Here is a 14,977-nt window from a genome sequence, read left to right as displayed (position 1 = left end):
ATCTTTACGCGACACAATTCATCGTAGATGGCGCGTTCTTGCTGAGTCAGAGCCCCTGAATCCGCTAAGACCCGTAAGTTTTCCGGTGCAGCATCTTTTTCGCCTAACAACGCTTCGAACTCGGACAAAAGGCTCCGCTTCCGGACGCTCAGCTCTGCATCATTCGTACGCTTCAATTCTAACTGCATTTGGGACCCCCTCCTCGCGAAAATTCTACCCACATACTCACTTCGGAGTGGCAATCGTTTATCACCATAACGGTAGTCACTCTATTCCAAACTCTCCGCACCAACTACACTGACCTCGTACAATCCCACACTCACAACTCCGTGGAGCACCAATGCCAGATGCGCAGGATCTCGAGGCCCGCGTGCAGCTTCTGGAGCGCGCGCTCGCCAAACTGCTCGGCACCGACGACTTCGAGACCTTCCTCACGCAATCAGCGCCCACAACTACCTACCGCCGTACCGAATCCCGCAGCGCCAGCGCCGACCGCACAGAAACCCCCGCTCCACGGCTCCCGCTGGCCCCAGAAACCGCACCTCAAGCTGAACCCGCACCCGAAGCCAAAAGCACACCGGCAGAAACCACAAAAATCACCAACGCCACCGCCCCGGACGCGAAGCTCCGCCTGTTCGCGGACTACTTTCGCGGCCGCGAGGACGTGTTCGCCACCGCCTGGCGCAACGGCGAGAAGAAAGGCTGGTCACCCGCCTCCTACGGACGCTACGACCGGAACAACCCGAATCTCAAGCCGCTCACCCCGCAAATCCTCGAGCAGCACCTCCGCCGCGACAACACCCTCCACGTCGGCCTGTACCCGCTGTGCAAGGGCGATACCTGCTTCCTCCTGGCGTGCGATTTCGACGATGCAGACTTCCGCACCGCGGCCCGCGCCTACGCCACAATCTGTCGCGAGTTCGGCCTCGACCCGCTCATCGAGCTCTCCCGCTCCGGCACTGGCGCACACGTATGGCTCTTCTTCAACGAGCCCGTCCCGGCCTCCCTCGCCCGAACCGTAGGCATCGGACTGCTGGCCAAGGCCAGCCCGAAGCAGTACTTCGCCAGCTTCGACCGTTTCTTTCCTTCCCAGGACACGCTGCCTGGCAAGCGCCGTGGCTTCGGCAACCTGATTGCACTTCCGCTCGCCGGTCAGCATCGAGCCGAGCAGCGCACCGTCTTCGTCAACAACGACTTCGAGTCCGCCGACGACCAGTTCGCCGCCCTCGCCAACACCACCAAAGCCTCCATACAACAGCTCAAAGAGATCGTCTCAGCACTCGAGCCGGACCCGGAGACCCAACTGCCCCAACCACCCACCAAGGCAGAACTCAAAGCGCTCAAACGCTCCGGGAAGGTCCGAGTCACGCACGATTCCCGGGTCCACATCAGTCTCGAGGGCGTCGACCCCACCACCGCCACCGCACTTCGTCACCTCGGCGCGATTCCCAACCCGCAGTTCTACATCCGCCAGGCCCAGCGTCTGTCTACCTACCAGACACCGCGCCTGATCATCCGTTTCGACGAACACGACGGCACGCTCACCCTCGACCGTGGCGCTCTCGACGAAGCCATCAGCATCCTCAAAACCGCCGGCTACACCGTCACCCGCCGCAGCAAAACCCCAAAGCCGCGCATCATGCCCACAGAGTTCACTGGCGAGCTGCGGTCCGAACAGCGCACAGCCGTCGCCGCAATGCGCAAACATCGCACCGGCATCCTCGTCGCCCCGCCGGGTGCGGGCAAGACCGTCATGGCCTGCGCGTTGATCGCGCAACGACAAGTCCCCACCGCCATTATCGTGCCCAACGTGGAGCTCGCCGGCCAGTGGCGCGACGCGCTCACCACCTTCCTCAAGAGCCCCGCAAACAGCCCCACACAAAGCTCCACCATCGGCCAGTACGGCGGTAAGTCGAAGAAGCTCAGCGGCGACATCGACATCATCACTTCCCAGTCGATCAGCCGCACCGACTCCCGGACGGATTTCCTCGCCGACTACGGCTACATCATCATCGACGAGTGCCACCGCGTTGGCGCCGCCGGGCTTACCCGCGTGCTCGCGGATCTCAATGTCCGCTTCGTCACCGGGCTTACCGCCACTCCGTTCCGCTCCGACGGCCTTGACGCCCTCCTACCGCTTATCTGCGGCCCGATCCGTCACACCATGGAGATTGAGCGCCCGGGCCCAAAGCACTACGTCGTGCAGACCACCGACTTCACCTTCGACGAGCCGCACCTCTACTGGCCGGACCTCGACAACGCCCTTGCCGCCGACCCCGCCCGCAACGCTCTCATCGCCGAAACCATAGCCCGCGCCGCCACTAGTGGTAAGAACGTCCTCGTCCTGGTGAAGCGCCGCGAACACATCACCACGCTCGAAACGCTCCTCACCCGCAACCACCCCGACCTACCCGTCCCCGTCTTCACTCTTCACGGCGCGCAGCACGCGAAAGACCGCACAGCAACCCGCAAGTCGCTCACCACCGCGCCCCGTTTCGTGCTCATCGCCATGACGCAGATCGCCGGCGAGGGCGTGGACCTCCCGGCTCTCGACGCCCTCGTCTTGGCCGCCCCAGTCGCGTTCAAAGGCAACATCATCCAACAGATCGGCCGTGTCACCCGCGGCGCCACAGCTTCCGCCACCATCTTCGACTTCCACGACCACCGCGTGCCCGCGCTTACCGCCGCATTCCGCAAGCGCAGCCGCGTCGTGCGCCAGCAAGGCTTCACCCCGGGGCTTTCGCTTATCGACGCTTGCCAGATCCCCCGTTCACGATCGCGATAATGACAACAAGTGCAGCCTCCGGTGGCAGTCCTCAGATGACCACTTCAGCCTTCAAACGCAGCTCATGAGTCCCAAGGGAGGAAATCCATTCGCACCGCAGTGCAAAAATCCGAGCAGCAATTATTGATTAACTATTTATTAGCTTTGGTTCCTACTCGGCTGTCCACGCTTGCCCAATCTTCAAAAAGACCGGTGCCACACGACACCGGTCCACCTCAGGAAGCCAACAGCACGAGATCCAAAACAGAAACAGCAACCGGTCGAACGTATAGGCTACGGTTAGGGTTAGGCGGGGTCAGCTTGCCCGACAGATCTGATCACTACCGCCCCAGATAAGTATGACGACAAGGAGCGAATATGGCTAAACGCAGTGAACCACCTGGGCAACCGTTTGTAAAGGTAGTCTATTTTGACGAGGATTCTGCTTCTGATTTTCTCGATATGAGACTAGGAGGGCAGGTGTATAAGGAAGAAACGAACATCGCGGAGCGGAATAACGAAGCCGCTGCCAGGGCCGCAGCAGAGGCAGGCGCAAAATTCAAGTGGCTCAATTTCTTTTCCTTTGGGGTAGATGCCTCCGCCGAGGGAGAGCTGGGAAGAAGCAAACGTAGCTTGCTCAGCAAAACCCTTTCAAACACAATCCTGACCGACTACCTTAGGGAGACGAAAAACCCAAAAGGCATTACGGTACTCAACGGCTATTCGGTGACACCTGCACCAGAGTCGCTTACCCATGTCAAAATGTTTTCTCCATATATCAACCTGATTAAAGATGAGGGACTACCGCTTGACTTTTCGCGGATGGACGAAGTCTTGGCGAGCGCCAAGGGCTACTACGAAATGATCGCATCCCGCGACGATGGAGAAAAGTGCGTATTGAGGTTCAACCTAGAGGCTTTCCGCAACAATTACGGGCTGCCTGATCTTCCACGGATGAATCTAGAATACCACGGCATCAGGGTTGGAACGACAGCAGAGGACAGTCTCGACGCAGAGTCTGAGCTCGACCCCAACACGTCTAAGCCCAAACACACGCCGTCCTCCATACTAGATGGGCCAAAAGCGCAGAAGACCAATACGCTAAATGTTTATGATGTGCTATTTGCCGGAGTGAAGCCCAGTGAGCAAGACTAAGTCAAACATCCGCGTATTTTACGGGCCGTCTCACTGGTTTCTGGAGCAACTACCGAAAAATGCACAGTCTCTGGCTGAAATCGTGAGGGAGAGAGATGCTCAACGGCAGCACATATACGTAAGTTCCGATGGGCAAACCGTAAAAGATGATGCTCCTCTTGAGGGACCACGCTCAATATATGCTGAAACCACTGATTATGCCATGCTGACAGAGGGGGCGATCAATAGTTTTTCATCGATGATTCAATCGATAGATCCGCGTGAACTCATCCTTCAGAACCCACCGTCACCTTTGGTAAAGCAGCTCCAACAAGTCTACGAAAAAGTCTCCGAAGAACACTTTACATATCCACGGCCTCATTGGGATGCGTTGTTAAAGTTTAGAAACAGGCTTCAGGAGGAAATTGTCGGCCAAGAGGCGATGAAAGAAGAACTCGTCGCTAGCCTCTACCCCCTTACGAGAGAGCGTCAAAGAAAGCCGATTGTCCTACTTTTTTATGGCCCATCTGGTGTCGGCAAGACAGAAACTGCAAAATTAATTAACTCGCTATGCGGAGGAACGCTTTTCAGGCAACAGTTCTCCATGTTTAACAGTCAAAAGTTCTTCCCGTATCTTTTTGGAGGAGAGCACAGCGAAGCTTCTTTTGCGCGCGACTTACTTGAGCGAGACAACGGTGCCATACTCCTCGATGAGTTCGACAAAGCAAATCAAGTTCTTCATAGCGCGTTTTACCAATTGTTTGATGACGGTGTGTTCGTTGACAAAAATTACAGCGCACAGGTGGGGCCCGCAGTGATTATCTGCACTGCGAATTATAGAAGCAGAGAAGAAGCCTCAAAAGAATTGGGGGATCCTCTATCCTCAAGATTTGACGCGATGATCGAGTTTCAACAACTTACCGCTTCCGAGATTGCATTCGTCATCGACAAAGTGGTAGATGAACAAATGTCCCATCTACATGACGATGAAAGGGAGCTACTCAACGAGCGAGAGCTCAAGTCGAATTTGCAAGAGGCGCTTAGGCAGCACAAGAACATTAGAGAGCTATCAAGACTAATTGGTTCCACCATTAACTTGAGCATCGTAAGGGAACGCCTCAACAGAAAGTGTCAGTGATTTTGTTTGTGAGACTCTGATTTGAAAGCAGCTTCACCGATAAGGGAATTTATTCCTTGAATGCACTCACCATCGCGCCCCTGCGTCGTGCTCATGACCACGACGCAGATCGCCGGCGAAGGCATAGACCTCCCGACTCTCGACGCCCTCATCCTCGCGTCCCCAGTCGCGCTCAAAGGCAACATCATCCAGCAAATCGGCCGCGTCATCTAAGGCACCACCACCTTCGACTTCCACGACCACCGCGTGCCCGCGCTTAGCGCCGCATTCCGCAAGCGCAGCAGCGACGTGCGAAAGCAAGGCTTCACCCCAGGGCTTTCGCCTATCGACGCTTGCCCGATCCCCCACCCACCACCATCTTAAGTGACACTTGGCACACATCATCCAACACTCCAACCATCCCCGGGAGGTCACCATAAAGACACGTAGCACCGCCGCACTCGCCGGCACCACCCTCGCCCTTGCTGCTGCAGCGTTCGCCACGACCGCACCAGCAGCCCACTCCTCCGCGCACACCTACTCCAACTGACAAGGAGACGTGCGCTGCGAGATCTACAACGCCCGAGACGGCCACAGCACCCTCTGCGTATCCGACAGAGCGTGCAAGGCCCACCCCAGGTGCGGCCCACCGGGGTACCTCGTCCCGCAGTAAAGGTCGAAGACAATTGGTTGGGCACACTGTGCTGGAAGTCTTCACCCAACCCCGGAGAAGCTCAGCCCCACTTCGGTGCGCGCCGGCGGCGGAGCCATCATCTCCGCAGCCCCAGGCGGCCACCTCTCCGTCTTCGGCACCGTCACAATGACGTCCAGCCGGGTCGGCACAACCGCCAAGGTGCTGTTCCCCGGCTTTTCACGCACGGCTCCAAAGCACCGATTCGTAACGGCCCGTTCCTACGCACCTACTGCCGGGCTGCTGCCTACCAGCTTGACCTTCTCGTAGTAGTCGGAGTGCGACTGCACCACGTCGCTCACGTCGTGATTTTCTACAAAAGACTCCTCGGCGCCTTTAAAACCGATGGGTTTGCTGCCGAGCATTGCGGCAGGATAGAGGACGCCAAGAACGTTGTCTTTACCCGAATGGTAGTTGTGGATCACGCCTGCGAAATGCTCACCCTATTGATCGCGCTGAGGATCTGGACCTTCTAAGTAGAGGGTGACGCGACACCATCGTAGTGTGATTTCACGCAAACATTAACAATGAAAAAACCCGTTCTGTACCAGGCGTGCGGAACACCGGAACCAACTTGGCGGACTCGCGACACAAACCACCACAAATCAACATCCTAAACTGTTTTCAACTGTTAAAGACCTACCGAGCGAAATCAAAGTAACTTTTTTAGCTCGTCAGTTAGAAGCTCGGCAACCACAGTGTGGCCTAAGGGATTCAGATGGAGGGTATCGTAAAAAAGACTTGGTCTCCCGCTTAGAGCAGCGGCAAGGTCTATAGTGCGGACATTCATGGAGTGTGCAGCCCTTTTAGCCGTTTCGTTAATTTCGTTGTATCGATCCCGGTACTTTGAAAGACTTTCTTCGGTGCGGAAGAGATCCGTCAGGAAACTATCCGCCCCTAAGGGGGCGTACCGAAAAGGGGAAAGAACAACGATTGGTTCTTGACCAAATTCGTTACAAAGCGCGATGAGTGAGCGGAGAAGTGCGAATTGCGGCTCGGTGTTCGCAGGGACTTGCTTCCCATACGACGTCGTGGCTCGATCATGCACTATGGGCGAATGCATTTTGTGCTTAATCCAATATGAGTCGGCGTCAATTTGAGGGCGATTATCGCTCATTGAAGTAAATAACAAAACACGTTCCGTGTCGCGGAACAGAGGAATTACCTTATTTAGGACGATATTGTACACATGAAGCAAAGTTGCTCCAGAGTATCCCCCATTTAAAACCTGAAATGGATGCCCATCTTCGTTGAGGATCTTCTCCACTTGCGAAGGGAACCGCAGGGTCTCTCTAGAGAAGAGAGATTCTACAAACGATCCGCCGAGCATAACTATTTTCCGCTTCGACTCGGGGTTAGGGATAGTATTCCCAGTTCTGATAAAACCTGCTGAATCGGTTTGTAGATGGTAGGGCTCGCAACTAAGGGAACCATCAGTATGCTCCAAATAAGAGTCCTGGGGGGTTTTGAACGTGTCCTGCGAAAGGCCCCATTCCTTTAATCTAATGTACCGCTTTGAATCCATCGCGCGCTGTTTCACTCCCTGATCTCTTAGGTGTACAAAGTTGGATCCCGCGACTCTCAGTATGGACATACGCTAACTGTCCGCGGGGATCAACCTAGGATTCTTTAGGGTATCAGAGTTTGTGTAAAAATTAGCGCAGTGGAGGCTGCTGTCGAAAGCGGATGCTGCAATGTTATGGCAGGGTCAAGCTTACGAACTGGGGGTTCATCAGTTGCCATAGGCCCTTAAATTTTCGTTATGTACAGTGATTCGCTGATACTGTCGGCGAGGTATGCTCGTGGAAGCGCCGATTTAGTTCGATTTGACGTGCAGGTAGAGCCACCTCACAATAGCCAACAGTTAGGAACGCCTTTGTTCAATAGTCCAGTATATGTGTGTCTAGAAGAGTCCCCGGTGGGGGATAGCTGGAACAGGTCGCGGTGGATTTCGATTGGAGGCCGCCAAGTCGGTGCCGACAGCGCAAATCTGGAGGTTCAGAGTTTTAGTGGTGGCGGTCGTGTGGCAGGCACGTTTGTGTCTGACCTGATTGGCCTACAATCCGTTCTATCCAGTAGGGATGCGAATGACCTCCCCCAAATCATTGCGGCTAGCACAGGCTCTTTCACAGCTTCAATTCTTGACGGTGAATCGGAGGTGACTTACCTTCTGACGGATCCTCTGGGGGGTGGAATGCTTTTCCGATACCAGGGCGATGGGGTCGTTGCGTTTGGTTTCGATGTGGAATCCCTGAGAGGAGTTCTCACTTCATTCGGGTTTGTCACGAAGAGGGATCCCTTATTCGAGCTGGGGGCCATAGGTGTCGGTACAGGCTATTTGGGCGCGGACTCCCCTATTGAGGATTTCCAATTAATTGCCTCGGACACCGTTATCAAACTAAATCCTGATGGTTCGTACGATGAACACCTGCTGGGGGTAGATCACAAATGCTACAGCGCAAACCGAAATGAATACGAGGATCTGATAAGCGAGGGTGTGCGGAATGTTAGGAACAATGCACTTGCTGTCGCCAAAGCCTCGCAAGGGGAGATCTATGCGGATATTACCGGTGGGTTTGACTCCAGGCTCGTAATATCTGGACTGAATAACGCACAAATTCTAGATAAGGCTTCGTTTTACAGCTTGAAGTCTTCAAGCGAGTGGGAGACAGCCTGTGGAATTGCGAGAGTCTGTGGCAGGCCCATCAGCTGGATATACCCGGTCTCTTCTGTGGTTGAGGAAAATACAAACTTCTTATTCAGTTGTCTTGAAGGTTCCCGAGATTCTTCCGGTACCATAAACCACTCCACGCGGGACTTTGCAGGTCGCTCTCCTGTTACGTCCCTATCTGGAGGGTACGGGGAAACCTTCCGAGATTTCTATTTGATTTCTGAAGAGCTTTTGCATAAGGGCGTTACAGGTACAAGCTTCGTTGAAGCGGTTTTCTCCAAGTACCCGATATACACCTGGTCGATAGACGGTCGGCGGATCTTTCTTCCCGAATTTGAAACGAAAGTTAAAGACCGGGTTGAAGGTGTTTTCGAGCGCGGGCGGCATGCTGGAGCGCGTGACGACCAGCTCGGTAACTACCTGTACCTAAAAGGGAGAAATAGATTCTGGATCGGCCAGCTCGCATACTGGAGCTCGCGGGCACAACTGAGGTTTGACATCCTTTACAGTCCTGAATTAATCTCGGCTGCAAATACACTCGACAGGTATCGCCGTCGCGCAAATTTCGTTGGTCTTGACGCGATGCGCAAAATGGCCCCCTACTTATTGAACTACCCGTTTCATGGTTCGGGCCATGAGCGCATCCCCGCCATCTACCGGAGCGAACGCTTCGACCCTCCCCGATACCATTTCCCAGAGGGGAGAAATGAGGTTGTGGCGCCTAATTTAGAACCGCGATTCTTGAGGGGTTACGAAATCCTACCGGATGAAATCACCGAGAATGATCAACTGGAATCGAAACGACTGGGGATCACGCCAGAACAAGTATACGGTCTTCGGACTTTTGGAGAAGAAGCTGCGGAGGCATTGAGTCACCCGGCCATTCGTGACTATCTCAATCAATCAGATTTGAAGCACATAATATCTACCTCGCTAGAATCCCCTGCGAAGGCGAAAATATCACTAAAATTCATCGTCGCGCTGGTGCGTTTGGGGCTGGTTGCTAGTGAGCGACTCAGTATTGAGGACCGCATTCGATTTGCGTATAGTACGAAGTCGCTGAGACTTTAAGCTGTATGAAGGCGCGGTTTGTCTAAGCGCTATCCGACAAATTGCTTAGCTGTGTAGGGGAACTGACCAAATCTATTCCGTTTCTTCCGTAGCGGATATTGGCGGTCCCCCTCCAATGGTGGGGCTGCCAACTATTGCGCGGCAGTAGCTGGTGCCTGAGACCATTTCGTAACGAAACATCGCGATGCTTCTCGCCGGCTTGAGTTATCTGCTGTCATGTTTGGGATTAAGGGTCAGTGTGTCTGGCTCGGCATGAGTGGGGGTGTTAGATTTGGTTTTTTGATGCCGATTGAGTGGGTGTAGTCGGTGTCTATAGCGTTGTCGAAGAGGCCTGGTCGTCCTATTTGGTGGTAGGCTTCGATCTCGCTGTGGCGCAGGGTGAATGTTCAGAAGACTGAAATGGTAGCGGTGTGGTGAGTATCTGGTAGCGCCTGAGTGAGTATCCGGTAGCGGTGTCTTGAAGCGTCCTGGGTTTAGTTCCTACCTCTGCTAAGGAAGGATTGGCACTATGCCCAGAAAATATTCCGCCGAATTCAAGGAGAAGGCGGTCCATCAGATCATCGAAATGGTCCGCCTGGAGTCTTGCTCACTGCAACGCGCCTACACGGAGGTCGGGGAGCTTCTTGGAGTATCCCACCACACGTTGCGGGCTTGGTACCGTGACAGCGCTTCAGTACGCGATAATTCTGACGCTTCAGGCGGCGAAACAATCGAAGAAGAGCTTGGGGCGTCTGCGCCGCGAAAACCGTGAGCTGAAACGAGCAAACGGAATCCTCAAGACTGCCTCGGCTTTTTCGCAGCGGAACTCGACCGACCCACGACCAAATGATCTCCTACATCGACGCGTACAAAGATCAATTTGGGGCCAGGGCCATCTGCCGAGTCCTTAAACAAGCAGATCGTGGATTCATTACTTCACGCGGCTACCGGAAAGCCACCACACGTGTTCCCAGTGCAAGGGCCTTAAGCGATAGCCTGCTCATCCGAAGAGATACAGCGTGTGCATGCGGAGAATTTCTCGGTCTACGGCATCCGCAAAATGTGGCACGCGATGAACCGTGAAGGCTTTCATATTGGCCGCGATAAGACTGCCCGGTTGATGAAACTCGCAGGTGTTTCCGGCCGCCGACGTGGACGAACCCCTGTGACAACGATTAGCCCGAAGACACCGGATCATCGCCCGGACCTAGTGCAGCGAGACTTTCGTGCACAAGCGCCAGGCAGGCTTTGGGTTGCCGACATTACCTGTTCAGACCACTGATTTAGTAACGCCATGGTGAGGATCGAGTAACGCCCGGGTGAGTATCCAGTAACACCCGGGCGTTTGGGGTTGGGTGGGGTTAGTGGGTTAGGCGCATGTTGTCTCCTTCTAGTGTGATGATCTCGGCGCCGACGGCGAGCCGGTTGAGGATCGACTCAGCGATGACAGCGTCGGGGATGGACTTGCACCATTCGATGGGGGCGAACTGGGATGTCACGATGGTCGCTCCTCGGTTTTCTCGTTCCGCAATGATGGTCAACAGTTGGTGTGCGGTGGCTTCGTTGATCGGGGTGGTGAGAAAGTCATCGAGTACGAGCACATCGGTGTTGTGAATGGCCTCGAGGAATTTCATGCGTTCAGGATCCGAGTGATGCAGCACGGCAAGCTGGTTGGCCAAGGTGTCGGTGCGGAAGAACTTAGCGGAATAGTCCTTTCTGCACGCTGCGTTGAGCAGTGCTTGGGCGAGGTAGGTCTTGCCAACGGAGGATTTGCCCAGGATGACAACGTTTTTCGAATCCTGGCACCATTGGCATTGAGCAAGTCGGGCGATTTGCTCTTTGTTGATGTTGCGGCTGGGCGTGTAGACAATGTCTTCAACACAAGCATCGGGGTTTGGCGATCGTGATGCTTTGAGCAGTTTGTTGACTCGTCTTTCGTGCCTGGCCGCGACTTCTTTATCGAGCGCGTAGAGGATTTTGTCGGAGAAGCTCCACTGGTCGAATGCTTGATCCGCGGCAATGTCGATGACCGTGCGGCCGAAGGCGGTCATCCGCAGTTGTGTGAAGATGGGCAGGACTGATTCGTCTAAGAATCGTGCGGTTGTTGATGCTGGTTGTGGCGCATCCATGGGTTAGTTGTTTCCTTTCTTTGTGAGGTTTTCGATGCTGAACTGCTCCGCGCCGCCGAGGTACGCACCGCGCGTATCACGCTTGCTAGGCGCTTTTGCGGTGGTGGAGGTGGCAGCGGCATCTCGCGCGTTGGGTTGAGGCTGTGTGGTGGTGCGTACCGTGTCTTCTTTGCGCACGGCTGCCATCATGTTTTTCACGGCGGTGTAGGACACTGCCTGACGTCGGCCGTCAAGGTCGACGAGCCGTCTACAGGCCTCTTCCAAGACGGGCTTGTTGTCGTGTTTTCCCATGGAAAGCACGTTGCGGCATGAGAAGAACGCTTGTGCTTTGATTGGGCGCGCATCCATAAGCTCAGCGATGACCCGGCGGGTGTGCGGTCCTACCCGGGCAGCTTCGCGCAGGAAGTATTCACAGGTCCAAAGTCCATGGGTGTTGGCCATCTGCGGCGGGATGTGGTCGGTATCGGTGACGAAGGCGCCGTGTTGGTGCCCAAGCGTATGTACTGCTTGCCGCTCGCCGGCATCGAAGACCGTAAGCGTGTTGCCGGTGATGCGTACATCAACAGTGCGGCCGACAAGTGTGTAGGGCACGGAGTAATGCACGCTGGCGACGGTGATATGGAAGTCGGGAGCGACTTTGGCCCGCTTCCATTCCGTGCGCTGCCACCGCTGTTTGGGAAGGTCAGTGAGCAACTCTGCTTCAAACTCTTCAAACAGCTGCCGCCGACTGGTGGTGTTGCCACGAAACGGGGTGTGCGCATTGATCGCGTCAACTCGTTTGAGTATGCGACTGTTGAGCTCATCAAGGCTGACGCACTGATGATCGTCAAGAGCATGGATGACCTGTTGGGTAACGATTTTGACCGCTGCCTCAACATTGGCCTTGTCTTTCGGCCGTCTCGCCCGCGCTGGCAGCGCAGCGGTGTTGTAGTGCTCCAGAAACTCCTCGTAGGTGGTGTTGACACGACGGTTGCGATCAGCGGCGCTGATCGCGTTCGATGCCGTCGAGGCGTTATCCGGGACGATGACCTCTGCCACCCCGCCGAAGTACTCAAACGCCTGCATATGCGCGTCCAGCCACGCTTGTTGTCGTTCGTTGTTACACGCACAAGCAAACAGCATCCCGGAATACGGCAGCGAGGCGACAAACACACTGAGCTTGCTTGGACGTCCCCCGGTGGGGTCGAACAAGCGCATCTTCGTTCCTGCCCAGTCCACCTGCATAGTGTGAGCTGGTGCGTGCACGATCCGGGCGGTTACCCCGGTGGCATCAACATGCTGCGCCACAAGCTGGCGAAACCGCTCGTAGCTGTAGTACCGCTGCCCCGGCAGCGCTGGCGTTGAGGTGTACTTGCCCCACAGGACCTGCAGCGTGGTCTTATATCTTCCGGTCCGTGCTTTCACCACGGAATCGAAATCGAACGGGACGAACACACCCTGACCTGTGGATCTTCCATCATGAAACAGCACAGCTACGGCTTCATCATTGAGCCCAGCAAGCTGGGCCGTCGTCGTGATCTGCTCTGCTTGCAGCATCTTACGAACTTTTTGCACGGTGGAATGCGAGCATCCCATCGCCGCTGTGATCTGGCGAACGGACCAGCCTTTGAGCACAAGGTCCATCACCGCCCTGTAGTCAGTCACAATCGGACTCCTTTGGCAATGCCGCGTGCCCTGAAGTCACGCGGTCACCAAAGAGTTTCCCCCGAAAACTGCAGTGTTACTCGATACTCACCATCGCGTTACTCGATACTCACCACGGTGTTACTAAATGCACGCGCGCAACACATTACCTACGTTCGCACCCTGTCAGGATTCGCCTATACCGCGTTTGTCGTGGATGTATTCAGCCGAAAAATTGTTGGTGTCGCTACACGCTCGACGATGCGTACCGATGCGCTGCCGATGGAGGCTTTGGAGCATGCGTTAACGACTGCAGGGCGAATCCATGGAAACCAGCCTCATTGACCACAGCGATCGGGGCAGCCAGTATGTGTCACTGAAGTATTCCACTGCGCTAGCTGAGTCAGGAATCCGCCCGAGTGTGGAAACAGTCGGCGACTCCTATGACAACGCATTGGCGGAGACCGTCAACGGTCTCTACAAGGCGGAACTGATTCATGCCCAAGGTCCGTGGACGTCGGTCGGAGAAGTCGAACTGGCCACCTTGCGGTGGGTGCATTGGTGGAACACTAAGCGACTTCACGAAGCATTGGGCTACGCCACCCCACAGGAAGTAGAAACCGAGTACTATCTCACGCAGCCCGTCAGTACGGGGCCGTAAAAGAAGCGGAACTAAACCCAGGACGCTTCAGTTGGTTGATGGCTTGTTTCCGCCGATGGCTTTCGCGCCTTCAATATAGTCGTTGCCGTCGGTAGCGCGCTTGGTATTCTTCGCCCGCTGCGCAGCACGCTTGTCCTCAATGTTGCAGATCATCAGCCAAAGCGTTTTCAGCGCCGCCGTATCATTGGGGAGTTGTCCCCGATTGCGAGTCGCTTTACACAGCTCAGCGTTGAGCGACTCGATCGAGTTGGTCGTGTAGAGCAAGTTTCTAGCCGCGGGTTTCTAGCCGCGGGTGGGAACTGCAGAAACGGTACCCCCCGCTCCCACGCGTCGCGCCAAACCTTGGCCGGCGGTCCCCTATGGAAACTCAAAGTTGTCACGACGCTACTTACGTTCTCACTTACTCCGCATGCTTCTGTACGATCTGGCCGAGCTTGGGCAGGGAAGGGCTGACAACATTCGCCGCCTTATTGCGCAGCGAAACGTATACTTTCTTTACCGGGACCGGCGCTGCATTCACCACAGCGTCGGCAGTATTGACCAAGTCCTCGACGACCTCGTCCTCGTGGTCGGCAAGGTAGCTGCCAAAATCTGTGCCCCCTTCGGCCTGGAACTTCGACCAATGAGGGTTTAGCCCCTCAACAACCTTGGGAAGCACCTTGCTCATGCCTTTGGGGACTCCTTGTGCATCAGCCTTCCTGCTAGCGGACAGTGCGGATCTCAATGCCATCCCGGTAAGACCAGACTGGCTGGTAGTGGCGATCTCTGCCAGATCGGCCAGATCCTGGGCCACTGCGGGACGGGTATCGGGCTCAAGCAACTTCTGCAAATCAGACATGCAAGCAAGTCTACTTCCAAGGAATAAACAATCAACATATAGACGTACTTGAAATCACCAACGCTACGCACCATTGAGTCGCGGGGCGGGTTCACAACCAAAGCTTTTTGAAGCGTCCTGGGTTTGGTTCCGCTTCTTTTACGGCCCTGTGTTGATGGGCTCGGTGAGATAGTACTCGGTTTCTACTTCTTGTGGGGTGGCGTAGTCCAACGCCTCGTGAAGACGTTTGGTGTTCCACCAGTGCACCCACCGCAGGGTGGCTAGCTCGACTTCTCCTACTGATGTCCACGGGCCCTGGG

The 14,977-nt window shown here is 55.3% G+C and carries 12 protein-coding genes and 3 pseudogenes; 8 read left to right on the top strand and 7 right to left on the bottom strand.

Annotation, left to right across the window (positions count from 1 at the left end):
• Window positions 1-340 precede the first annotated feature (340 nt).
• The 5 genes from FPP74_RS05880 (at window position 341) to FPP74_RS12220 (ending at window position 5,565) form a co-directional block, all read left to right on the top strand.
• Window positions 341-2,785, top strand: coding sequence for a DEAD/DEAH box helicase (locus FPP74_RS05880; RefSeq protein WP_095553529.1), 2,445 nt, complete (start codon window positions 341-343; stop codon window positions 2,783-2,785).
• A gap of 357 nt (window positions 2,786-3,142) precedes the next feature.
• Window positions 3,143-3,919, top strand: a complete 777-nt coding sequence (locus FPP74_RS05875; RefSeq protein ID WP_198947141.1) for a DUF6414 family protein — start codon at window positions 3,143-3,145, stop codon at window positions 3,917-3,919.
• Entirely contained in the window at window positions 3,906-5,036 is a 1,131-nt protein-coding gene (locus FPP74_RS05870; RefSeq protein ID WP_233126943.1) for an AAA family ATPase, read from the top strand. The genes FPP74_RS05875 and FPP74_RS05870 overlap by 14 nt, the downstream gene beginning before the upstream one ends.
• A 60-nt stretch (window positions 5,037-5,096) precedes the next feature.
• Window positions 5,097-5,249, top strand: a complete 153-nt coding sequence (locus tag FPP74_RS05865) for a helicase-related protein (RefSeq protein ID WP_095553530.1) — start codon at window positions 5,097-5,099, stop codon at window positions 5,247-5,249.
• 157 nt (window positions 5,250-5,406) lie between these two features.
• Complete coding sequence (locus FPP74_RS12220; protein WP_158221614.1) at window positions 5,407-5,565, top strand: hypothetical protein; 159 nt, start codon at window positions 5,407-5,409, stop codon at window positions 5,563-5,565.
• A 362-nt stretch (window positions 5,566-5,927) separates the two neighbouring features.
• Here the strand turns inward: FPP74_RS12220 and FPP74_RS05860 are convergent, their stop codons facing one another.
• Entirely contained in the window at window positions 5,928-6,131 is a 204-nt protein-coding gene (locus tag FPP74_RS05860; RefSeq protein ID WP_143340148.1) for a hypothetical protein, read from the bottom strand.
• A 227-nt stretch (window positions 6,132-6,358) separates the two neighbouring features.
• A complete protein-coding gene (locus FPP74_RS05855; protein WP_143340149.1) occupies window positions 6,359-6,973 on the bottom strand; it encodes an SGNH/GDSL hydrolase family protein in 615 nt (204 codons plus the stop codon).
• A 771-nt stretch (window positions 6,974-7,744) separates the two neighbouring features.
• Here FPP74_RS05855 and FPP74_RS05850 point away from each other — a divergent pair.
• Both FPP74_RS05850 and FPP74_RS05840 read left to right on the top strand, forming a co-directional pair.
• Window positions 7,745-9,448 carry a hypothetical protein gene (locus FPP74_RS05850; RefSeq protein WP_144717427.1) on the top strand — a complete coding sequence of 568 codons (1,704 nt, stop codon included), beginning with the start codon at window positions 7,745-7,747 and terminating at the stop codon, window positions 9,446-9,448.
• Between the two features lie 508 nt (window positions 9,449-9,956).
• Window positions 9,957-10,694 (top strand): annotated as a pseudogene (locus FPP74_RS05840) (IS3 family transposase); the annotation flags it as partial.
• 94 nt (window positions 10,695-10,788) lie between these two features.
• Here FPP74_RS05840 and FPP74_RS05835 read toward each other — a convergent pair.
• Together FPP74_RS05835 and istA are read right to left on the bottom strand one after the other, a co-directional pair.
• The gene (locus tag FPP74_RS05835) at window positions 10,789-11,556 is read right to left on the bottom strand and encodes an ATP-binding protein (protein ID WP_095553534.1); all 768 of its coding nucleotides are present in this window, start codon (window positions 11,554-11,556) and stop codon (window positions 10,789-10,791) included.
• Between the two features lie 3 nt (window positions 11,557-11,559).
• A complete protein-coding gene (gene istA, locus FPP74_RS05830; protein ID WP_144717425.1) occupies window positions 11,560-13,200 on the bottom strand; it encodes an IS21 family transposase in 1,641 nt (546 codons plus the stop codon).
• A 147-nt stretch (window positions 13,201-13,347) separates the two neighbouring features.
• Here istA and FPP74_RS05825 point away from each other — a divergent pair.
• Window positions 13,348-13,840, top strand: a pseudogene (locus tag FPP74_RS05825) (integrase core domain-containing protein); the annotation flags it as partial.
• Here FPP74_RS05825 and FPP74_RS05820 read toward each other — a convergent pair.
• From FPP74_RS05820 to FPP74_RS05810, 3 genes and pseudogenes are all read right to left on the bottom strand, one after another.
• Window positions 13,824-14,184, bottom strand: a pseudogene (locus FPP74_RS05820) (transposase); the annotation flags it as partial. The pseudogenes FPP74_RS05825 and FPP74_RS05820 sit on opposite strands and share 17 nt — an antisense overlap.
• A 56-nt stretch (window positions 14,185-14,240) precedes the next feature.
• Complete coding sequence (locus FPP74_RS05815) at window positions 14,241-14,678, bottom strand: hypothetical protein (RefSeq protein ID WP_095553535.1); 438 nt, start codon at window positions 14,676-14,678, stop codon at window positions 14,241-14,243.
• A 138-nt stretch (window positions 14,679-14,816) separates the two neighbouring features.
• A partial coding sequence (locus tag FPP74_RS05810) for an integrase core domain-containing protein (protein WP_144717423.1) occupies window positions 14,817-14,977 on the bottom strand: 161 nt, incomplete at its 5' end.

It is taken from the genome of Corynebacterium sp. NML180780 (genome assembly GCF_007786415.1).
Classification (GTDB): Bacteria; Actinomycetota; Actinomycetes; order Mycobacteriales; family Mycobacteriaceae; genus Corynebacterium; species Corynebacterium gottingense.
Note: the sequence above shows the minus strand (reverse complement) of the source record. Positions and strands in the feature narration are given on the sequence as shown.

What these genes read in the sequence shown, in the direction of transcription:
- FPP74_RS05880 (WP_095553529.1), top strand. Translation starts at nt 341, where the DNA reads ATGCCAGATGCGCAGGATCTCGAGGCCCGCGTGCAGCTTCTGGAGCGC.
- FPP74_RS05875 (WP_198947141.1), top strand. Translation starts at nt 3,143, where the DNA reads ATGGCTAAACGCAGTGAACCACCTGGGCAACCGTTTGTAAAGGTAGTC.
- FPP74_RS05865 (WP_095553530.1), top strand. Translation starts at nt 5,097, where the DNA reads ATGCACTCACCATCGCGCCCCTGCGTCGTGCTCATGACCACGACGCAG.
- FPP74_RS05835 (WP_095553534.1), bottom strand. Translation starts at nt 11,556, where the DNA reads ATGGATGCGCCACAACCAGCATCAACAACCGCACGATTCTTAGACGAA.
- FPP74_RS05815 (WP_095553535.1), bottom strand. Translation starts at nt 14,678, where the DNA reads ATGTCTGATTTGCAGAAGTTGCTTGAGCCCGATACCCGTCCCGCAGTG.